Below are 20,988 nucleotides of genomic sequence, written 5' to 3' on the forward strand. Positions count from 1 at the left end.
AAATAGGGAACTAGTTTTCTCCGCACAGGAGACTGAATATTCAGTCTCCTGTGCGGGGGAAACCACCCTACTATCCGTTCCAAATCCATTTCAGAGATACTCCATCTATCTTGCATACATAAAATTCCTGACGGTACCGAATCTTGGATAGGGTGTTTTTCGGGTTCTACTTTGGAGGGAGTTTTTTTATGGCTAAGTTTATCTCTTTCGTATACATGGTAATGATTGTAATGGGATTTGCTCATCAAATAGAGAAGGGGGCACTGTTACTTTTGAAATTAAATGACTAGCTAAAGAAAGTTGGTGTCTTTTTTCTTTTTACGGTAATATGGAAAAAAGGAAGGTGTGAGAGATGGAGACAAACAAAAAACCAAACCGACTCATTCGTGAAAAGTCACCGTATTTGCTGCAGCACGCCTATAATCCCGTCGATTGGTATCCGTGGGGGGAGGAGGCGTTTGCAAAAGCAAAAAAGGAAAACAAGCCGATTTTTTTGTCAATTGGCTACTCGACTTGCCACTGGTGTCATGTAATGGCGCACGAAAGTTTTGAAGATGAGGAAGTCGCGGCGATCTTAAATGAAAAATACATATCGATTAAAGTCGATCGCGAGGAGCGCCCTGATATTGATTCTATTTATATGCGTGTATGCCAAATGCTGACCGGGCATGGCGGCTGGCCGCTCAGCGTGTTTTTGACGCCGGAAGGGAAGCCGTTTTATGCGGGGACGTATTTTCCGAAGCGGAGCCGCTACGGACAGCCGGGGTTTATCGACGTACTGACGAAGCTTTATCACAAATATCGGGAAAATCCGAACGAAATCGAGCGGATGGCCGAACAAATCACCGAAGCGCTCCGGCAGTCGGTCCAAACGGCGGGCGCGGAGCGGTTGTCTCTCGAAGCGGTGGAAAAGGCGTACCGTCAGCTTTCCGGCAGCTTTGATACGGTATACGGCGGCTTTGGCGGCGCGCCGAAATTTCCGATTCCACATATGCTGATGTTTTTAATGCGGTATTATCAATGGAAACGGGATGAACGCGCGCTTTTGATGGTCGAAAAAACATTAAATGGCATGGCCAACGGAGGCATTTACGATCATATCGGCTACGGCTTTGCCCGCTATTCGACCGATGCGATGTGGCTTGTGCCGCACTTTGAGAAAATGTTGTATGATAACGCGCTTTTAGCCATCGCGTATACGGAAGCGTATCAACTAACGAAAAACGAACGATATAAGGAGATTGCGGAACAAATTATTGAATTTGTCAAGCGGGAAATGACTTCTAATGACGGTGCGTTTTATTCAGCGATTGACGCTGATTCCGAAGGGGTGGAAGGAAAATATTACGTATGGGCGCCTGATGAAGTGATCAACGTGCTTGGTACAGAACTAGGCGAACTGTATTGTCGCGTTTACGATATTACCGAAGAAGGAAATTTTGAAGGGAAAAACGTGCCAAACCTCATTCATACAAGAATGGACCGCATCGCAAGACAATATCGCATGGCGGAAGAAGAGCTGCACGAAAAGCTCGAAGAAGCAAGAAAACGGCTGTTTGCCGAGCGTTCGTTGCGCGTCTTTCCGCATGTGGATGATAAAATATTAACGGCATGGAACGCGCTGATGATCGCCGCGCTGGCGAAAGCGGCAAAAGTATATAAGCGCCGCGACTATTTACAGATGGCGGAGCGCGCGCTGTCGTTCGTCGAAACGAACCTTTTTCAAAACGGGCGGCTGATGGTGCGCTATCGTGACGGGGAAGTGAAACATAAAGGAATCATTGATGACTACGCGTTTCTCGTCTGGGCATATATCGAAATGTATGAAGCGACGTTGGTGTTGTCGTATTTACAGAAAGCGAAAGCATGTACGGAGCAAATGATCAGCCTTTTTTGGGATGAAGAGCATGGCGCCTTTTTTATGACCGGAAGCGACGCGGAGGAGCTCATCGTTCAGGAAAAAGAAATTTACGATGGCGCGCTGCCATCGGGAAACAGCGTCGCCGCGGTGCAACTGATTCGCCTGGCAAGGCTGACAGGTGATTTAACGGTATTAGAAAAAGCAGAAACGATGTATAAAGTCTTCCAACGTCAAGTGGAAGCATACGAAAGCGGCCATACGTTTTTCTTGCAAGGGTTGTTGCTTCTCGAGGCTCCAACCGTCGAAGTCGTTTTGTTTGGAAAACAAGGCGACGAAAAACGGGAGCAATTGATTCAGAAGTGGCAGGATGCGTTTGTGCCAAACGTTTTTCTGTTAGCGGCGGAACTCCCGGATGATTTTGCGAAGATCGCTCCATTTGCAGCAGAATATGAACCGCTTGGGGAGGAAACGACCGTGTACGTGTGCGAAAATTTTTCCTGCCAACAGCCGACGACGGACGTAGAGTCTGTTGCCAAGCAGTTGTTTGAATGAGCTTTTTGTAAATGTTTTCAAAACTGCTAGCAGGATTCTGCGTATTCATGGAGAAATAGTACGGCAAAGACAAAGCGAAGGAGAGAGTGCTTATGCCAATTACCAATCCAAGCAGGGAAGAGATTGGAAAAATTTTACGGAAGGCAAAACGCATCGCCGTCGTCGGATTATCCGACAACCCGGAACGGGAGTCGTACATGGTGGCGAAAGCAATGAAAGACGCGGGTTATGAAATTATTCCGGTCAATCCAATGATTGAACAGTGGGAAGGAATTCCTGCTGTTAAAAAGTTGACTGATATTGAAGGACATGTTGATATCGTCAACGTTTTCCGTCGTTCCGAACATTTGCCGGAAATCGCCCGCGAATTTGTCCAAATTGACGCCGACGTCTTTTGGGCGCAGCTTGGTGTCGTCAATGAGGAAGCCTATGAATTTTTAAAAGAAAAAGGGTATACGGTTGTGATGGATCGCTGCATTAAAGTGGAACACGCGTTAACGAAACAACATTGAGTGGAATGGAAACGACCATCTTTTTAGATGGTCATTTCCATTTTTAGAGGGAATTTTGTCGGAAACGGTAAAATAAGCGTAGACGCTGGCGAATTTTATGTTACAATAAAACAGAAACAGATAGAAACAGATGTTCTTGTTTTTGGTTGAAAGGGGTATGCATGTGGCAAAACAATCCGTATATGAATACAACGATGATGCGATTCAAGTGTTAGAAGGACTCGAGGCAGTTCGAAAACGGCCGGGAATGTATATCGGCAGCACCGATAGCCGCGGACTGCATCATCTGGTTTATGAAATTGTCGACAATTCTGTTGATGAAGCGTTAGCGGGATATGGAAATTATATTCTCGTAAAAATACATAAAGATAATAGCATTACCGTCCTTGATGAAGGGCGCGGCATGCCGACGGGAATGCATAAGCTTGGCAAACCGACGCCGGAAGTGATTTTAACGGTTTTACATGCCGGCGGAAAGTTTGGCCAAGGCGGCTATAAAACGAGCGGCGGCTTGCACGGGGTCGGCGCATCGGTCGTTAACGCGTTGTCGGAATGGCTTGTGGTGACGATTCATCGCGATGGTTTTATTTATCAGCAACGTTTTGAGAATGGCGGAAAGCCGGTGACGACGCTTGAAAAAATCGGAACGACGAACAAAACGGGGACGATCATTCAATTTAAGCCTGATCCAACGATTTTCAGCACGACGGCGTTTAACTATGAGACGTTAAGCGAGCGTCTGCGTGAATCGGCGTTTTTGCTAAAAGGGCTGAAAATCGAGCTCGTGGATGAACGGACAGGGATGCGCGATGTATTCCATTATGAAAATGGGATTGAAGCGTTTGTCGCCTATTTAAACGAAGATAAAGATGTGCTTCATCCGGTTGTCTATTTTGCCGGGGAACAAAATGGGATTGAAGTCGAATTTGCCTTTCAGTTTAACGACGGCTATTCGGAAAACGTATTGTCGTTTGTCAACAATGTGCGCACCAAAGACGGCGGTACGCATGAAGCGGGCGCCAAGACGGCGATGACGCGCGTCTTTAATGAATATGCGCGCAAGACGGGGCTGTTAAAGGAAAAAGACAAAAACCTCGAAGGCACCGACATCCGTGAAGGGCTGTCGGCGATCGTTTCGGTGAGAATTCCGGAGCACCTATTACAGTTTGAAGGGCAGACAAAAGGAAAACTGGGGACGAGCGAAGCCCGCTCCGCCGTCGATGCGATCGTATCCGAGCATTTAACGTACTTTTTGCAGGAAAACCCAGACATTAGCACGATGCTAATTAAAAAGGCGATCCGGGCATACCAGGCGCGCGAGGCGGCCCGCAAAGCGCGCGAGGAAGCGCGAAGCGGGAAAAAGCGAAAAGGGAAAGAAACGGTGTTAAGCGGAAAATTAACGCCGGCGCAATCGCGCAATCCGAAAAAAAACGAATTGTATTTAGTGGAAGGGGATTCTGCGGGCGGCTCGGCGAAACAAGGGCGCGACCGCCGCTTTCAGGCCGTATTGCCGCTGCGCGGAAAAGTGATTAACACGGAAAAAGCGAAGCTCGCCGATATTTTAAAAAATGAAGAAATCAGCACGATTATCCACGCGATCGGCGGGGGCGTCGGACCGGACTTTTCGCTTGAGGACATTAACTATGACAAAATCATCATCATGACGGACGCGGACACGGACGGCGCCCATATTCAGGTGCTGCTGCTGACGTTTTTCTACCGCTATATGCGGCCGCTCATTGAAGCAGGAAAAGTATATATCGCTCTTCCGCCGCTCTATAAAGTAAGCAAAGGCAGCGGCAAAAAAGAAATTGTTAAGTACGCATGGACCGATGCGCAGCTAAAAGAAATTACGAAGAAACTTGGCAAAGGCTATACGGTGCAGCGCTATAAAGGGCTTGGCGAAATGAACGCCGACCAATTGTGGGAAACGACGATGAACCCGGAGACGCGCACCCTCATTCGCGTGCGCATTGAAGATGCGGCCCGAGCGGAGCGCCGCGTCACCACGCTGATGGGCGATAAAGTTGAGCCGCGTCGCAAGTGGATTGAAGCGAACGTTGCATTCGGATTAGAAGATGATCCAAATATTTTAGATCATGAGCACGTATTTGTCGCAGGAGGGGATTACTGATGGCAGAAAGGCTGCTAGACTTACCGCTGGAGGACGTGCTTGGCGACCGCTTCGGCCGTTACAGCAAATACATTATTCAAGAACGGGCGCTTCCCGATGTCCGTGATGGGTTAAAACCGGTGCAGCGCCGCATTTTATATGCGATGTATATCGATGGAAACACGGCGGATAAGCCGTTTCGCAAAGCGGCGAAAACGGTTGGTAATGTGATCGGAAATTTTCATCCGCACGGCGACTCGTCCGTCTATGAAGCGATGGTGCGGATGAGCCAGGACTGGAAGTTGCGCAACGTCTTGATTGAAATGCACGGCAATAACGGCAGCATTGACGGCGACCCGCCGGCGGCGATGCGCTACACGGAAGCGCGCCTGTCGTCGATTGCCGCCGAATTGCTTCGCGATATTGACAAGCAGACGGTCGAATTTGTACCAAACTTTGATGATACGACGAAAGAGCCGGTTGTGCTGCCGGCGATGTTTCCGAATTTATTAGTGAACGGATCGACCGGCATCTCTGCCGGATATGCGACCGAAATCCCGCCGCATCCTTTAGGGGAAGTCATTGACGCCGTATTGATGCGAATTGACAAGCCCGCTTGCACGGTCGATGAGCTGATGACCGTGCTTCACGGTCCAGACTTTCCAACCGGCGGCATTATTCAAGGAAAAGATGGCATTAAAAAAGCGTATGAAACGGGAAAAGGGAAAATCATCATTCGCGGCAAAGCAGCGATTGAACAAGGAAAAGGCGGGAAAAAGCAAATAATCATTACAGAGCTTCCGTATGAAGTCAATAAAGCGAACCTCGTCAAAAAAATCGATGAACTTCGCTTTGACAAAAAGCTCGACGGCATTGCCGACGTCCGCGACGAAACGGACCGCACCGGACTGCGCATCGTGATTGAGTTGAAAAAAGACGCCGATGCGGAAGGCATATTAAACTATTTATACAAAAACACCGATTTGCAAGTGCCGTACAACTTTAATATGGTGGCGATTCATCAGCGCCGGCCGAAGCTGCTAAGCCTTCCGGAACTGCTTGATGCCTATATTGAGCACCGCAAGGAAGTGGTGACGAACCGCTCGCAATATGAGCTGAAAAAAGCGCACGAGCGCCAGCACATCGTCGCAGGCCTGATGAAAGCTTTATCCATTTTAGATGAAGTAATCGCAACGATCCGCGCTTCCCGCGATAAGCGCGACGCCAAAGACAATTTAATCGCCAAGTATGAGTTTACCGAAGCGCAGGCCGAAGCGATTGTATCGCTGCAGCTATACCGCTTAACAAACACTGATATTACCGCGCTAAAGCAGGAAGCGGAAGAACTAGAAAAGACGATTCAGGAACTGACTGCGGTTTTAAGCGAGGAAAAAAAGCTACTTTCCGTCATTAAAAAAGAGTTAAAAGCGATGAAAAAGCAATATGCCGATGAGCGGAGAACGAAAATTGAAGAAGAAATTGAAGAAATTAAAATCAACTTGGAAGTCATGATTCCAGCAGAAGACGTAATTGTCACCGTCACAAAAGAAGGATATGTGAAACGAACGAGCTATCGTTCGTACAGCGCGTCGAATGGTCAAGATTTCGGCATGAAAGAATCGGACCGGCTGCTCGCGCAGTTGGAAATGAACACAACCGACGTATTGTTATTGTTTACCCGCCGCGGCAATTATCTGTATTGTCCGGTTTATGAGCTGCCGGATATCCGCTGGAAGGACGTCGGCCAGCATATTGCCAATCTCATTCCGCTCGAACGCGACGATGACATTATCGCCGCAGTGCCGGTCAAACAATTTACTGAAGCGTTAAGCCTTGTGTTTGTCACGAAACAAGGCATGGTAAAACGAACTGAGCTTGCGCAATATAAAGTGCAGCGCCATACGCGGCCGTTCGTGGCGATGAATCTTAAAGAAGATGATGAAGTGATACACGTATATAGCACCGATGGTAAGCAAAGTTTATTGCTTGTGACGAATCAAGGATACGGATTATGGTTTGACGAAGCGGAAATCAGCACCGTCGGTGTGCGCGCCGCCGGCGTGAAAGGAATTAATTTAAAAGAAGGAGATTACGTCGTTTCCGCGCATCCAGTCGCGGGCGAAAAGGAGCGGTATTTAGTCATCGCCACCCAGCGCGGGGCCGTGAAAAAAATGCCGCTTAGCGAATTTGAAAAAACATCGCGTGCCAAACGCGGCGTCGTTATGCTCCGTGAGTTAAAGACAAACCCGCATCGGATCGTTGCTTCCGTGTTAACGGCGGATGAGGATGAGACACTATTCATTCGCACGGAAACGGGGACGGTCGAGACGCTTTCGGCTGCATCGCTGCGCAGTTCCGACCGCTACAGCAACGGCTCCTTTATCATCGACAGCGATGAAGCCGGAAATGTTGTTGATATGTGGAAGGCGCCGTCCAAGCTAGGAAAAGAGGAAATGGAATGAGATTTAAGCGTCAAGAGCCATTTCGTTATCAGTTTGGCCAGCCGCTCGCATGTTTGTTGCGCGTGGCGGGAATTGGCGGGCAGCAGAAGGAGGAAGAATACATCGGCTTATATTCATAATCTTAGCCCGCACGGAATGAAGCTAGAAATCTTGCAGCGCATCCCTTATGAGCATGGTAAGACGACGGTGGAGATCGCTTTTTCGATCAACAATGCACCTCTTCGTTTTTTCGGCAAGATCGTTTGAGAGAAACCGTTCGGGCGGACGCATTATTATGGGATGCGCTTGCTCGTGTCCGCTGAAGAAGAAATGCTTATTCGCGAAATCAAGCGGCACGCCGCGCTTTATCGCAAACGAAAATAAAAACAACTCGGCAGGAAGCCGAGTTGTTTTTTACCAAAATTTCCACCATTTATTTGAACGTTTCGCGCTGGCGCCAGCCGCCGCTTGGCGGAAAGAAAGGACGAGTTCGCGAAATGCTTTTTCCCGCTCGATAATTTGTTCTTCGAGGCGTTTTCGCTCTTGCTCCTGTTTTGTTTTTTCTTCCTGTAAAAACGTAGCGACATTTTCGAGATGTTCATGGATTTCTTCGGTTTCCTGTTGCAACGTTTTTGCATATTGCGCTAATGAATCGCAAACGGTTTGCTTGGTAGCAGCGGACTGTTCTTGAATCTCATTCATATAGGATTTCACTTCGTTCATTGCCTGCTGCAAAACTTCCGTCGTTTCTTTTTTCAGCGCTCCGACAATTTCTTCTTTCATTCGCATTGCCAACTGCTCCGCTATGTATTGGGCATCGTGACGTGAAGAACGGGGAGCGTCAATAATTTCCCCTTCCATGACGGGCAGATCCAGTTCCATTTGCTGTGGCTGCTGTTTGAAATGACGGATAATGTCTCGTTTATGGCGCCCGTCTGCCAGCCATTCTTTAATATGGCAAAACTGCGTTAGCAGCTCTTCTGTATAAATGCGAGCCCCTTGCTGGGTACGGGGGATGGTCACGCACTCGGCAAACTCTTTTTCCCACTGTTTCAGTATGTGTGGCGCTACCCCCAATTTCTTTGCCGCCTCGCGAAGCGTATATGTCTTCATCTGTGTTTGTCCATCCTTTCCTCACGATTTTTTCTCTATTTATTTTCCAACTAGTAAAGTTATTTTCCTGCCGGTTGACAAAACATAACAAAAGAAGTGGAATTTAGAGAAAAACTAACATGCATGTCGAAAAACGAACATACATGTTGAGAAAAAATTGTTGACGAACCTGTATATACAGGTTAAAATAAACATGACTTGTATATACAGGTTTTTTTGAAAACGATTGCTGAAAGCGGTTTAGTTGGTTTCGAGGCTACATGAGAGGAAGAGGAGGCTTTCTTATGGGGGCATATCAACAATCCGTTGAAAAAATTGTCAAAGCGGTTGGCGGGAAAGAAAATATTATCGCCGCTACCCATTGTGTGACGCGGCTGCGATTCGCGTTGAAAGATGAAGGAAAAGTAGATAAAGAAGCATTAGAAAGCATCGATATTGTGAAAGGATCATTTTCCGCGAACGGCCAATTTCAAGTTGTAATCGGTCAAGGGCTGGTGGATAAAGTATATGACGAAATGGTCGAAGTAACGGGAATCGGCAGGGCGACCAAGCAAGAAATTAAAGACGCCGCCGAAGCAAATTTAAATCCGCTGCAGCGCGCCATTAAAACATTGGCCGACATTTTTATTCCGATTTTGCCGGCGATCGTGACGGCCGGTTTGCTCATGGGGATTAACAACATATTAACAGGCCCGGGCATTTTCTATGAAGGCAAGTCGTTTGTGGAAGTGCATAAAGAATGGGCCGATCTTGCGGGCATGATCAACTTAATTGCCAATACGGCGTTTGTGTTCCTGCCAGGCTTAATCGGCTGGTCGGCCGTGACGAAATTCGGCGGCAGTCCGCTGCTAGGAATTGTTCTTGGTTTAATGCTGGTCCATCCAGATTTGTTAAACGCATGGGGATGGGGAGCAGCGAAAGAAAAAGGAGAAATTCCGATTTGGAATTTGTTTGGCTTGGAAGTGCAAAAAGTCGGCTATCAAGGCCAAGTGTTGCCAGTGCTGGTTGCATCGTACGTGCTGGCAAAACTCGAGCTGTTTTTGCGCAAGCGCATCCCAGATGCGTTCCAGTTGCTGCTGGTTGCTCCGCTCGCGCTGCTAATTACAGGGTTTTTAGCGTTTATCGCGATTGGACCGATTACGTTTGCGATCGGTAATGCGATTACGCACGCATTTGTGACTATTTTTGACAATGTTCCAGCGATCGGAGGCTTTTTATACGGAGCGTTATATGCGCCGCTTGTCGTGACGGGAATGCACCATACATTCTTGCCGGTTGACTTGCAGTTGATTGCCAACACAGGCGGCACGTTCCTCTGGCCGATCCTCGTCATGTCCAACATCGCCCAAGGCTCGGCGGCATTGGCGATGATGTTTGTTGCCAAAGATGAAAAATTAAGAGGTCTTTCCTTTACATCGGCGGTATCCGCATATCTTGGCATTACCGAGCCAGCGATGTTCGGCGTGAACTTGCGCTTCCGCTACCCATTCATCTCAGCGATGACGGGGGCGGCGATTGCCGGAATGTTTATTACGTTAAATAAAGTCATCGCGCCATCGATTGGGGTTGGAGGCTTGCCAGGATTTTTATCGATCGTGCCGCAAAAATGGGTGCCGTTCTTTATCGGCATGGCGATCGCAATCATTGTTCCGTTTATTCTAACCTTTATACTTGGCAAAGTTCGCAAAGCGGACCGTTAATGACAGTCAATCTATACTATTGAAACTATGTTTTAAATAATCAATCGAACATACCATTGGTGCATCCCCACCAATGGTATCGTTTTTATCCAATAAATTAAATGAGGTGATGACAGCATGGAACAGCAACCATGGTGGAAAAAAGCGGTTGTGTATCAAATCTATCCGAAAAGCTTCAACGATACAAACGGTGACGGAATCGGCGATTTGCCAGGAATCATCGAGAAACTCGATTATTTAAAGCTTCTTGGCGTCGATGTCATTTGGCTGACGCCGATCTACAAGTCACCACAGCGCGACAACGGTTATGATATTAGCGACTATTTTCAAATTCATCATGAATATGGGACGATGGAAGACTTTGACCGCCTGCTAGAAGAAGTGCACAAACGCGGCATGAAGCTGATCATGGATATGGTCGTCAACCATACGTCGACGGAACATGAATGGTTTAAGCAGGCGCGTTCGTCAAAACAAAGTCCATACCGAAACTTTTACATTTGGCGCGATCCGAAGCCGGATGGAAGCGCGCCGACAAATTGGCAATCAAAGTTTGGCGGCTCGGCATGGGAATATGATGGACAAACCGGGCAGTATTATTTGCATTTGTTTGACGTGACGCAAGCCGATTTAAATTGGGAAAACGAGGAACTCCGCCGCCGCATTTACGATATGATGCATTTTTGGTTTCAAAAAGGCGTCGATGGGTTCCGATTGGATGTCATTAATTTGCTTTCGAAGGATCAGCGTTTTCCTGATGATGACGGTTCGGTGCCGCCGGGGGACGGCCGCAAATTTTACACGGACGGGCCGCGCATTCACGAGTTTCTGCAAGAAATGAACCGCGAAGTATTTTCGAAATACGATATCATGACGGTCGGGGAAATGTCGTCAACGACGATTGACCATTGCATTAAATATACGAATCCAAATCGCCATGAGCTAAACATGACGTTTAATTTCCATCATTTAAAAGTAGATTATCCGAACGGGGAAAAATGGGCGGTCGCCGATTTCGATTTTCTTGCCTTGAAACGGATTTTATCGGAATGGCAAGTCCAAATGCATAAAGGCGGGGGCTGGAATGCGCTCTTTTGGTGCAACCACGACCAACCGCGCATTGTGTCGCGCTATGGCGATGACGGAAAGTATCATAAAGAGTCGGCGAAAATGCTCGCTACCGTCATTCATCTGATGCAAGGCACTCCGTATATTTACCAAGGCGAAGAAATCGGCATGACCGATCCGAAATTTGAGCGCATTGACGATTACCGCGATGTGGAGTCGCTCAATATGTACCGCATTTTGCAAGGACAAGGCAAAAGCGAACAAGAAGTGCTGGAAATTTTAAAACGAAAATCGCGCGACAATTCACGGACGCCAATGCAATGGGATGACAGCGAGCACGCCGGGTTTACGACAGGAACCCCTTGGATTCGCGTCGCAGACAACTATAAACAAATTAACGTCAAAAAAGCGCTCGAGGATCCGACGTCGATTTTCTATCATTATCAGCGCTTGATTCAGCTGCGCAAACAATATGACATTATTACGACCGGAGACTATCAGCTATTGCTTGCCGACCATCCGCAAATTTTTGCCTATTTGCGCAACGGCGAGAAGGAAAAGCTGCTTGTTGTCAACAATTTTTACGGCAAAGAGACGACGTTTGTCCTGCCGGATGACGTAGAGATCGACGGCTATGCGGGAGAAATATTGCTGTCGAACTACGCCGACTCGCCAAGCGAGTTTCGCACGATCCAACTTCGTCCGTATGAATCGATAGTTTATTACTTAAGTAAATCGTGATACAATACATGTCGGTGAGCGAGATGCATGAAAATAAATATTTAGCGATTTATCACGACCTTGTCGAAAAGATCCGCCAAGGTCATTGGAAGCCGTATGATAAACTGCCGTCCGAACATGAGCTAGCCGGTTGCTATCACACGTCACGGGAGACGATTCGCAAAGCGCTTAATCTGCTTTCTGAGCATGGCTATATTCAAAAAATGAAAGGAAAAGGCTCGATTGTTTTAGATGTCGGAAAGTATAATTTTCCTGTCTCTGGGCTCGTCAGTTTTAAAGAACTGGCGCAAAACATGAAACAGCCGGTGCGAACGATTGTCCATGAGCTGGAAATAATCAAACCCAATTCGTACTTAAAGCAACAGCTGCAGGCGGCAGGCAGAGACGAAATATGGAAAGTCATCCGTTCGCGTGAAATCGAAGGAGAACGCATCATTTTAGACAAAGACTTTTTTCTGAAAAAATATGTGCCGACACTGACAAAAAAAATATGCGAAGATTCCATTTACGAATATTTAGAGAAAGAGCTGAAATTACACATCAGCTTTGCGAAAAAAGAAATATTTGTCGACCGGGTGAATGAAGAAGACCGAAAATATTTAGATATCAGCGGATATGACTATATTGTCGTGGTCAAAAACTACGTTTATTTAAATGACGCGACACTGTTTCAATATACGGAGTCGCGGCACCGGCTTGATAAATTCCGCTTTGTTGATTTTGCGCGGCGCAAGTAAATGGGCATTTGTCTTATTGAAGGCAAATGCCTGTTTCTTTTTTATTTTTATTTAATTTAAAAAACTATGTTCTAAATAATCAATTCTAACGATCATAAATTTCCGTAATTATGGCCATCCTTTTAACGATGAAAGGGTGAATGGAATGGAAGGAACATGGCTGTCGTTATTGCCGTTTCTCATCATCATTCCGCTGGCGATTTGGCTGAAAGAAATTTTGCCGGGTCTTGTCATCGGTTTGATCGTCGGAGCGATTTGTTTGAAAAAAAGCGTGCTTGCGGCGGTGGAACACGCTGTATTGGCAATGCTCGAAACGATCAGCGATATCGAGCATATTAAAGTGGTGGTGTTTTTGTATTTGTTTGGTTCCTTAATTGGGATGATGCAGATTACCGGCGGAATAAAAGGCTTTGTGGAGTGGATTGCGGAAAAACTTCATTCGAAGCGGAGACTGCTGTTATTTATTTGGCTCACCGTCCCCTTTACTTTCTTCATGCCGATGTTTCGCATTATGCTGCTTGGTCCAGTGATGAAATCAGTGCTTGGAAAGTTCCGGATCGACAGAAGGAGAATGGCTTATATTATCGACGTGTCAACCGAGCCGATTATCGTCCTTCTTCCGGCAGCGACCGCATTTGTCGGCTTTATGACGTCGGTTGTGGCAGGGGCGCTGAAGCAAAACAAAATCGATGCATCAGCCTATCAATTGTTTTTGCAAAGCCTGCCATACAACTTTTTTGCCATTATTGCGTTAGGAGTCGGGCTGTTTACCACGTTTATGAACGTGAAGATTGGAAAGAAGGGAGGAAAAAAAGAAAAAGACAAGACAAACGAGCTTCACGGGCTGGGGCTGCGCAAAGAGCTGGCACTGGTGGCAGGAGAACCGCTTCATTTATTTTTTCCGCTTTTTCTTGTGCTCGTGCTGACATTCTTTTTCTTTTGGTATGATGGGAAAAGAAAAGGTGCAAGAACGTTTGTCGACGCATTTTCGCTAGCCGATGCGACGTTGGTGATGCTCATTGCCCTGTTTGTAACGATCATGATTTCTGCCGCTTTTTATCTTGTACGCAAACAACCGCTGCATGAGCTGATTTATCATTTTTTTGCCGGAGGCAATCAATTAATGGCGCCGATTGGGATGCTTCTTCTCGTTTGGGCCGTATCATTGGTCGCTGATGAGTTAGGTTTTTCCGCTTACGTTTCCTCTAGGTTTGGGACATGGCTGCCAAAAGAAATTGTGCCCGCCGCCGTATTCGTGATCGGATCGTTTGTCTCTTATTTTATTGGCTCCTCGTGGGGGACATGGGGGATTTTTATGCCGCTTGGAATCACGCTCGCCAAAGCGACAGAAGCACCGCTGGCGATGACGATTGGAGCGGTGTTTGCAAGTGGAACGTTTGGCGCTTTCGCATCTCCGCTAGGGGATACGACGATCACCACAGCGTCGATTATGGAGATGGATTTAATGGGCTATGCCAAATATAAATTGCGCATTTCCTTATTGTGCGGAGTTTTATCGGTTCTTGCATATCTACTGGTGCCATTCTTGATAGGATAGCGGCTCGAAGGCAACGGCATCGCGCTTTTTGCGTTAGATGCCGCTTTTTCCATTATTTTGATCATAAACAAAACTATGTGCTAAATAATCAACAAAATATAAAACAGTTGCCGAAATAAAAAAATCCAGCTATGATAAAAACAACATACTGACTAGTTAGTAAACAGAGAGGGAGAGGTTTATGGCGACTCATACGATAACGGTAAACATTCGCTTTTGTGAAACAGATGCGCTCGGCCACGTCAGCAACACCAGCTATTTTATTTATTTGGAGGAAGCGCGCATTCGCATGTTTGAAGAATTAGGGTATGGAAGCAATATAAAAGACTGGTGTTTTATTCTCGCCTCGGCAAAATGTGATTTTGTCAACCAGGCGTTTTTCGGTCAGCGTTTAAAAATTGAAACGAATGTGGCGAGAATCGGCAATAAAAGTTTCCAGTTCGTCCATCGCATTTTGGACGAGAAAACGGGAACGTTAATCGCGCTTGGCGAAGCGACGACTGTCTACTTTAACTTTCAAACGCAAAAAAGCGAACCAATTCCTGAGTATTTAAGAAAACAATTGGAGCGTTATCTTATTTCCGAACCAAATGGGGTAACGAAAAAAGAGTAGGAAATCCGCCCTGATCAGGCGGATTTTTTTATGGACCAAACAATGGTTGTAACATACTTTATGAATAGGAGAAAGGGGGAGGCCGATGGAAATTAAAGCAAAAATAGGGGAAACGACGTTTACATGCCGCGGGGATTTAGAGACGTATTTCCGCCCATTTCGTGAAGCAACGATCGGCACGGATTTTACGTTTTCCACACCGTTTGGCGAGCAGAAGCTGATTTATGCCGACTGGACGGCAAGCGGCCGCCTTTATCGACCGATTGAAGAAAAAATCATCGAGGAGATTGGGCCGCTGGTGGCGAATACCCACACCGAGTCCAATATTACGAGCACAAAAATGACGTTAGCATATCAATATGCCAAAGAAATCATTAAACATCACGTCCATGCCGGAAAACATGACGTGATTATCATGGAAGGGCCGGGGATGACGAGCGCTGTCAATAAATTGCAACGGCTTTTGGGTTTGCGTGTGCCTGAACGGTGGAAAGCACGCCTTTCCCTTGCCGATGACGAACGCCCCGTTATTTTTGTGACGCATATGGAACATCATTCGAATTTGCTATCATGGACGGAAACGATCGGGGAAGTAATCACGATTCGTCCAACTGCGAATGGGGATGTAGACGTTGACCATTTGCGTGAACTGCTAGAGACATACGCGCACCGCCCGTTAAAGATCGGTGCTTTTACTGCCTGTTCCAATGTGACGGGCATCCAAACCCCATATCATTTTCTGGCCAAAATAATGCATGAACACGGCGGCATTTGCTTCATCGATTTTGCCGCTTCCGCTCCATATATCGAGATCAATATGCATCCCGCTGACCCGCTTGAAAAACTAGACGCTATTTATTTTTCACCGCATAAATTTCTAGGAGGCCCGGGAAGCGCAGGGGTGCTTATTTTCGATGCGCGGCTGTATCAAAACCGCATCCCTGATCATCCGGGGGGAGGGACGGTTCTATGGACCGATCCATGGGGAAATTATAAATACATCGAAGACATTGAGACAAGGGAAGACGGGGGAACGCCTCCGTTTTTGCAAACAATCAAAGCGGCGCTTGCCATTCGCTTAAAAGAGAAAATGGGAGTTGAGCGTATACAGAAGCGGGAAAAGGAATTAACGTCCCTGTTGCTGTCGCATTTAAAACAAATTCCCCGCGTCCGTGTGTTAGAAGGACATCGCGAAGACCGGCTTGGCATTGTCTCGTTTATCATTGAAGGAATGCATTATAATCTTGTTGTCAAAATGTTAAACGACCGCTTTGGCATTCAAGTGCGCGGAGGCTGTTCGTGCGCCGGCCCGTACGGCCATTATTTGCTTGGCATTGATAAAGAACAATCAGAAACACTGATGAAGCAAGTCGAGCAAGGAAATTTATTTGTCAAACCAGGATGGGTACGCATTTCGCTGCATCCGATTATGACAAACGAAGAGGTGTATGACATCATCCGCGCCATCCGCCATATCGTCCGTTACGCAGACACGTGGAAGCAAGAATATATGTATGATCAAACCAAAAATGAGTTTTACCATCGTGGCGACGACCGCTATGTCCGCGGTTTCTTTGCATTGTGAGACATATTGGTTTCCTCCCCGCCCCGTAACAGGTAAAATAAAAACATACTAGAAGAGAAGGGGAGAACGAATGAACGAGCTATATCATTTGCTATTGCGCACGGAGCGGGAGCGAAATTTATACGAACAGGCGCGCGAGCTGGCCGCTAGGTTTCACGAACGGGCGGCCTGGCATGATGAATACGGAGAATTTCCGTTTGCCAATTTCCGTGATTTAAAACAAGCCGGTTTTCTATCCTTAACCGTACCAAAGCAATATGGCGGAGAAGAAATTTCCTTATATGAATTTCTTCTCGTTCAGGAAACGATCGCCCAAGGCGACGGCGCGACCGCATTGTCGCTTGGCTGGCATTTAGGGATTTTGCTAAGTTTGGCGGTGACGAAAAAATGGCCGGAGCCCGTTTTTGCCCGGATTTGCCGTGAAGTAGTAGAAAAGCAGGTGTTATTAAACAGCGCTCATTCCGAAAAAGCGACCGGCAGCCCGGCGCGCGGCGGAAAACCGGAAACGACCGCTGAATTTCGCAACGGACGCTGGGTGATTTCCGGGCGCAAAACGTTTGCTTCACTGGCGCCGGCGCTCGATTATTTTATTATTTCCGCGACGATCGAAGCGACGGGCGAGATCGGCAATTTTCTTGTGCCAAAAACGGCAAGCGGCTTAACGATCGAAAAAACGTGGAATACGCTTGGGATGAGGGCGACGCGAAGCGATGACATCCTTTTAGACAATGTCGAAGTCGAAGAAGAGGCGCTTGTCGAAATCATTGGCACGCCAAAGGCTGGCCAGCCGGCGCAAGGCTGGCTTTTGCATATCCCTGCCTGCTATTTAGGCATTGCGATTGCCGCACGCAACGAAGCGATTCGGTTTGCAAAAGCATACCAGCCAAACAGCTTGCCGCATCCGATTGCCGAAGTGCCGGAAGTGCAGCGGAAAATCGCGCAAATGGACATACAATTGATGAATGCGCGCCACTTTATGTATGCCATTGCCGACCAATGGGACCGTTATCCAGAAAAAAGAGCAGAGATGAAGGAAGAGCTGGCAGCGGTAAAATATACAGCAACCAATACGGCGGTAAATGTCGTTGATTTAGCGATGCGCATTGTCGGAGGACAAAGTTTATTTGCAGACAATCCACTGCAGCGCTACTATCGCGACGTCCGCGCCGGGCTGCATAATCCGCCGGCCGATGATATTACCGTTTCCATCGTGGCCAAGCGCGCCCTACAATAAAAGAGCAGTCTACTCAGACTGCTCTTTTATCTTATCGTTTTTCCAATGCGGTTTTCAAAAATTGCGGAAGCTCGAAACATTGTTTTAATATGCCTTCATTCACATATTTCGTATCCGCTGGAATGGCGGCTTGTTCCGGGAAGGAGAGCGGTTTGGTCGAGCCGATTGTGAAGCTCCATAATCCTCCTGGGTAGGTAGGCACGGTCGCTGTATATACTTTTACATGCGGAAATAATTCGCCAATATTGTTATACGTCCGACGTAAAATATCTAAATGGAAAATAGGAGACTGGCTTTGGCACACCATTAGTCCGTCATCTTTTAATGCGCGGCGGACGTTGGCGTAAAAATCTCGAGAAAAGAGCGCCTCCGCTGGACCGACCGGGTCAGACGAATCGATAATAATGACATCATATTCGTTTTTATGTTCCCGGACAAATGCAACCCCATCATCGTAAATAAATTTTACGCGCGGGTCGGATAAGTTGCCCGATACTTCTTGCAAATGCGCTTTGCACGCTTGCACTACTTTTTCATCAATTTCTACCATATGAATTTCTTCAATATGTGGATATTTCGCCGCTTCTCTCGCCGCACCGCAATCACCGCCGCCGATAATCAACACTTTTTTCGCCGCTGGATGCAGCTGCAGCGGAATATGCGAAATCATTTCATTATAAATATGGCCGTCGATCGATGTCGTTTGCACCACTCCGTCGAGGACGAGCATGCGGCCGAAATCGTAGGAATCTAAAATCATCACATGCTGAAATTCCGACGGCTCCGAGAAAATAACGTCTTTGATGCGATAGCTGATTTTCAAATTTTCGCGGTCATCCTCAGTAAGCCAAAGTTCGCCGTTTTCGACTTTTACATAAGGTGGTAATGTATCTTGCACGCGTTTCATTGTGACCTCCTTTTCATGATCATCGCTTATTTTGTCGCACGTCTCTAATATTAATATATTTTGCGAAATGTGACAAACAAAAGGATACTAACGGCCTGTTCCCGATGTATTCATCCCGCCGCCCATATTAGACGATTGATTTCGCTTTTCTTCTTTCCCATCATCGTTGCCGCAGCCGGCGAAAAGACCAGTCATAAGACAAAACATCGATAAAAGCAGAATCCACTTTTTTCTCATGTTTTTCCTCCTGAAAGCGATTTTGCTTATAGTATGCCTTTTATCTTTTGAAAAAATAAAAGGAGCTTGCTCTTTACACTAGAACAAGCTCCTTATTGTTCTCCTTTACGGAAAATCGCTTGTAAATGTTGTTTATTGGCAAGTAAATCGGCCAATGTATACGAATCCAGCACATGCAAAAATGCCTCCAGCGCTTCATGCAACACGTGTTTTAGCTGGCAAACCGGAGTGACGATGCAATGATTGCCATGACTGGCGAAGCATTCGACAAGGGATAAGTTGTCTTCTGTTTGGCGGACAACCGTACCAATTCGAATGTTTTCCGGTTCTGTAGCGAGACGAATCCCTCCGTTTCGTCCGCGGATCGTCTCAATATATCCAAGTTTGCCAAGTTCATACACAATTTTGCTTAAATGATTTTCCGAAATAGAAAAAGTGCGGGAGATTTCTTTAATATTTGTTTTTTCTCCACGCTCCAGCGCCCCTAGAAAAAGAAGAACGCGCAATGCATATTCCGTATAGTTGGTCAGCTGCATTTACTTCACACCTTTGAAATTAGCTTTTTAGTATTATTGTACCATAATCCATCCCCCAACAAGAATTGTGAACAATTTGTTAAAGATGTATTTTAAATATTGCTTTTAAGAAACAATCATGGTTCAATTAAAGATGTATTTAAAATACATGTTTTATGGGGGATGTAAAAATGGGTACAACAACAACATTAAGCCAAAAAACAATTGAAATTGTGAAAGCGACCGTTCCTGTACTTGAACAACACGGGGAACAAATTACGAAGTGGTTTTATCAATCCATGCTCTCAAATCATCCAGAACTGCTCAATATTTTTAACCATGCCAACCAAAAACAAGGACGGCAGCAAAGAGCGCTTGCGGCAGCAGTTTACGCTGCGGCGAAATATATCGATCAGCTGGAAGCAATTTTGCCTGTCGTCGAACAAATTGCCCATAAGCATCGAAGCCTGGGAATTAAACCAGAGCATTATCCGATTGTCGGCAAACATTTGTTGCTGGCGATTAAAGCAGTGCTGAAAGAGGCGGCGACAGACGAAATCATCAATGCTTGGGAAGAAGCATATCAAGCCATCGCCGATGTATTTATTAAGGTGGAAGCGCAATTGTATGAAGAAGCCGCATCCAAACGGGGAGGATGGAAAGATTTCCGCCGTTTCATCGTTCAGAAAAAAGTAAAAGAAAGCGATGTCATTACTTCGTTTTATTTCGTTCCTGAAGACGGTGGGGAAATTAGCGAGTATTTACCAGGACAATATGTCAGTGTCAAAGTCTCTATTCCAGGGGAAAAATATACCCACATTCGTCAATACAGCTTATCCGATGCGCCTGGAAAAGGCTATTACCGCATTAGCGTCAAACGGGAAGCGGCAACGGCGGACAAACCAGCCGGGATTGTATCCAACTATTTACACGATCATGTTCAAGAAGGGGATGTGCTTGAATTAAGCGCACCGGCTGGTGTTTTCACGCTCGATATGTCAAAAGAAACACCGGTTGTGCTCATTAGCGGCGGCGTGGGCATTACGCCACTCTTCAGCATGGCTAGCACGATTGCTTCGCGTCAACCTAATCGACAAGTAACGTTTATTCATGCGGCGGTCAATGGAAACGTCCACGCGTTTGATCAAGATTTGCGCCGTTTAGCGGAACATCCGTCATTTTCGTATCATGTATGCTATCAGTCTCCTTCGGAGGAAGACCGGAAACATCCTTATTTCGGAAAAGAAGGGTTTATTGATTTACCTTGGATACAATCGGTTGTATCGAATAAAGAAGCAGATTTTTATTTCTGTGGACCGATCCCATTTATGAAAACGGTCTATCATGCGTTAAAAGAATGGGGCGTTTCCGACGAAAATATTCATTATGAATTTTTCGGCCCAGCCGGCGATTTAACGAAATAATGATTAGATGGACAGGCACCTTTCTGTTTGGAGGAAGGTGCCCTTTTTGATATGATAAATAAAAAGGAGCATTCCTG

Annotated in this window: 17 protein-coding genes; 13 read left to right on the forward strand and 4 right to left on the reverse strand. The window is 46.5% G+C overall.

Going from position 1 to position 20,988, the window contains the following annotated elements:
* Positions 1-352 precede the first annotated feature (352 nt).
* The 5 genes from GCA01S_RS05885 to GCA01S_RS20855 all read left to right on the forward strand — a co-directional run bounded on the left by GCA01S_RS05885 (position 353) and on the right by GCA01S_RS20855 (position 7,619).
* Entirely contained in the window at positions 353-2,413 is a 2,061-nt protein-coding gene (locus tag GCA01S_RS05885) for a thioredoxin domain-containing protein (RefSeq protein ID WP_042408070.1), read from the forward strand.
* 92 nt (positions 2,414-2,505) lie between these two features.
* Positions 2,506-2,925, forward strand: a complete 420-nt coding sequence (locus tag GCA01S_RS05890; RefSeq protein ID WP_042408072.1) for a CoA-binding protein — start codon at positions 2,506-2,508, stop codon at positions 2,923-2,925.
* Positions 2,926-3,088: 163 nt separating this feature from the next.
* Complete coding sequence (parE, locus tag GCA01S_RS05895) at positions 3,089-5,059, forward strand: DNA topoisomerase IV subunit B (protein WP_042408074.1); 1,971 nt, start codon at positions 3,089-3,091, stop codon at positions 5,057-5,059.
* Complete coding sequence (parC, locus tag GCA01S_RS05900) at positions 5,059-7,500, forward strand: DNA topoisomerase IV subunit A (protein ID WP_042408076.1); 2,442 nt, start codon at positions 5,059-5,061, stop codon at positions 7,498-7,500. The genes parE and parC overlap by 1 nt, the downstream gene beginning before the upstream one ends.
* Complete coding sequence (locus GCA01S_RS20855; protein WP_255212263.1) at positions 7,497-7,619, forward strand: hypothetical protein; 123 nt, start codon at positions 7,497-7,499, stop codon at positions 7,617-7,619. The genes parC and GCA01S_RS20855 overlap by 4 nt, the downstream gene beginning before the upstream one ends.
* Before the next feature lie 274 nt (positions 7,620-7,893).
* Here GCA01S_RS20855 and GCA01S_RS05910 read toward each other — a convergent pair whose 3' ends face one another.
* Complete coding sequence (locus GCA01S_RS05910) at positions 7,894-8,592, reverse strand: MerR family transcriptional regulator (protein ID WP_042408079.1); 699 nt, start codon at positions 8,590-8,592, stop codon at positions 7,894-7,896.
* Positions 8,593-8,876: 284 nt separating this feature from the next.
* On the opposite strand from GCA01S_RS05910, the gene treP reads away from it, so the two are divergent.
* The 7 genes from treP (at position 8,877) to GCA01S_RS05945 (ending at position 17,828) form a co-directional block, all read left to right on the forward strand.
* Entirely contained in the window at positions 8,877-10,292 is a 1,416-nt protein-coding gene (gene treP, locus GCA01S_RS05915; protein ID WP_042408082.1) for a PTS system trehalose-specific EIIBC component, read from the forward strand.
* Positions 10,293-10,409: 117 nt separating this feature from the next.
* Positions 10,410-12,101: an alpha,alpha-phosphotrehalase gene (gene treC / locus GCA01S_RS05920; protein WP_017434063.1), complete on the forward strand. Its 1,692-nt coding sequence runs from the start codon at positions 10,410-10,412 to the stop codon at positions 12,099-12,101.
* Positions 12,102-12,124: 23 nt separating this feature from the next.
* Positions 12,125-12,838 (forward strand): trehalose operon repressor, encoded by a 714-nt coding sequence (gene treR / locus GCA01S_RS05925; protein WP_017434064.1) that lies wholly within the window; start codon positions 12,125-12,127, stop codon positions 12,836-12,838.
* 145 nt (positions 12,839-12,983) lie between these two features.
* Entirely contained in the window at positions 12,984-14,396 is a 1,413-nt protein-coding gene (locus GCA01S_RS05930) for a Na+/H+ antiporter NhaC family protein (RefSeq protein ID WP_017434065.1), read from the forward strand.
* 181 nt (positions 14,397-14,577) lie between these two features.
* Positions 14,578-15,009 carry an acyl-CoA thioesterase gene (locus GCA01S_RS05935; RefSeq protein WP_042408084.1) on the forward strand — a complete coding sequence of 144 codons (432 nt, stop codon included), beginning with the start codon at positions 14,578-14,580 and terminating at the stop codon, positions 15,007-15,009.
* A gap of 85 nt (positions 15,010-15,094) precedes the next feature.
* Positions 15,095-16,594, forward strand: coding sequence for an aminotransferase class V-fold PLP-dependent enzyme (locus tag GCA01S_RS05940; protein ID WP_042408087.1), 1,500 nt, complete (start codon positions 15,095-15,097; stop codon positions 16,592-16,594).
* A 70-nt stretch (positions 16,595-16,664) separates the two neighbouring features.
* Positions 16,665-17,828: an acyl-CoA dehydrogenase family protein gene (locus GCA01S_RS05945; RefSeq protein WP_017434068.1), complete on the forward strand. Its 1,164-nt coding sequence runs from the start codon at positions 16,665-16,667 to the stop codon at positions 17,826-17,828.
* Between the two features lie 31 nt (positions 17,829-17,859).
* Here GCA01S_RS05945 and speE read toward each other — a convergent pair whose 3' ends face one another.
* The 3 genes from speE to GCA01S_RS05955 all read right to left on the reverse strand — a co-directional run bounded on the left by speE (position 17,860) and on the right by GCA01S_RS05955 (position 19,508).
* Positions 17,860-18,735, reverse strand: a complete 876-nt coding sequence (gene speE, locus GCA01S_RS05950; protein WP_017434069.1) for a polyamine aminopropyltransferase — start codon at positions 18,733-18,735, stop codon at positions 17,860-17,862.
* An 87-nt stretch (positions 18,736-18,822) separates the two neighbouring features.
* Positions 18,823-18,972, reverse strand: a complete 150-nt coding sequence (locus tag GCA01S_RS20490; RefSeq protein ID WP_169735603.1) for a hypothetical protein — start codon at positions 18,970-18,972, stop codon at positions 18,823-18,825.
* A 92-nt stretch (positions 18,973-19,064) separates the two neighbouring features.
* Positions 19,065-19,508 (reverse strand): Rrf2 family transcriptional regulator, encoded by a 444-nt coding sequence (locus GCA01S_RS05955; protein ID WP_042408089.1) that lies wholly within the window; start codon positions 19,506-19,508, stop codon positions 19,065-19,067.
* Between the two features lie 170 nt (positions 19,509-19,678).
* Between GCA01S_RS05955 and hmpA the strand changes: the two genes are divergently transcribed.
* Complete coding sequence (hmpA, locus tag GCA01S_RS05960) at positions 19,679-20,911, forward strand: NO-inducible flavohemoprotein (RefSeq protein ID WP_042408093.1); 1,233 nt, start codon at positions 19,679-19,681, stop codon at positions 20,909-20,911.
* The last annotated feature ends 77 nt before the right edge of the window (positions 20,912-20,988 follow it).

Source organism: Parageobacillus caldoxylosilyticus NBRC 107762 (genome assembly GCF_000632715.1).
Lineage (GTDB): Bacteria > Bacillota > Bacilli > Bacillales > Anoxybacillaceae > Saccharococcus > Saccharococcus caldoxylosilyticus.

What these genes read in the sequence shown, in the direction of transcription:
- GCA01S_RS05885 (WP_042408070.1), top strand. Translation starts at nt 353, where the DNA reads ATGGAGACAAACAAAAAACCAAACCGACTCATTCGTGAAAAGTCACCG.
- GCA01S_RS05890 (WP_042408072.1), top strand. Translation starts at nt 2,506, where the DNA reads ATGCCAATTACCAATCCAAGCAGGGAAGAGATTGGAAAAATTTTACGG.
- treP (WP_042408082.1), top strand. Translation starts at nt 8,877, where the DNA reads ATGGGGGCATATCAACAATCCGTTGAAAAAATTGTCAAAGCGGTTGGC.
- treC (WP_017434063.1), top strand. Translation starts at nt 10,410, where the DNA reads ATGGAACAGCAACCATGGTGGAAAAAAGCGGTTGTGTATCAAATCTAT.
- GCA01S_RS20855 (WP_255212263.1), top strand. Translation starts at nt 7,497, where the DNA reads ATGAGATTTAAGCGTCAAGAGCCATTTCGTTATCAGTTTGGCCAGCCG.
- parC (WP_042408076.1), top strand. Translation starts at nt 5,059, where the DNA reads ATGGCAGAAAGGCTGCTAGACTTACCGCTGGAGGACGTGCTTGGCGAC.
- GCA01S_RS20490 (WP_169735603.1), bottom strand. Translation starts at nt 18,972, where the DNA reads ATGAGAAAAAAGTGGATTCTGCTTTTATCGATGTTTTGTCTTATGACT.
- GCA01S_RS05940 (WP_042408087.1), top strand. Translation starts at nt 15,095, where the DNA reads ATGGAAATTAAAGCAAAAATAGGGGAAACGACGTTTACATGCCGCGGG.
- treR (WP_017434064.1), top strand. Translation starts at nt 12,125, where the DNA reads ATGCATGAAAATAAATATTTAGCGATTTATCACGACCTTGTCGAAAAG.
- hmpA (WP_042408093.1), top strand. Translation starts at nt 19,679, where the DNA reads ATGGGTACAACAACAACATTAAGCCAAAAAACAATTGAAATTGTGAAA.
- GCA01S_RS05945 (WP_017434068.1), top strand. Translation starts at nt 16,665, where the DNA reads ATGAACGAGCTATATCATTTGCTATTGCGCACGGAGCGGGAGCGAAAT.
- GCA01S_RS05930 (WP_017434065.1), top strand. Translation starts at nt 12,984, where the DNA reads ATGGAAGGAACATGGCTGTCGTTATTGCCGTTTCTCATCATCATTCCG.
- speE (WP_017434069.1), bottom strand. Translation starts at nt 18,735, where the DNA reads ATGAAACGCGTGCAAGATACATTACCACCTTATGTAAAAGTCGAAAAC.
- GCA01S_RS05955 (WP_042408089.1), bottom strand. Translation starts at nt 19,508, where the DNA reads ATGCAGCTGACCAACTATACGGAATATGCATTGCGCGTTCTTCTTTTT.
- GCA01S_RS05935 (WP_042408084.1), top strand. Translation starts at nt 14,578, where the DNA reads ATGGCGACTCATACGATAACGGTAAACATTCGCTTTTGTGAAACAGAT.
- GCA01S_RS05910 (WP_042408079.1), bottom strand. Translation starts at nt 8,592, where the DNA reads ATGAAGACATATACGCTTCGCGAGGCGGCAAAGAAATTGGGGGTAGCG.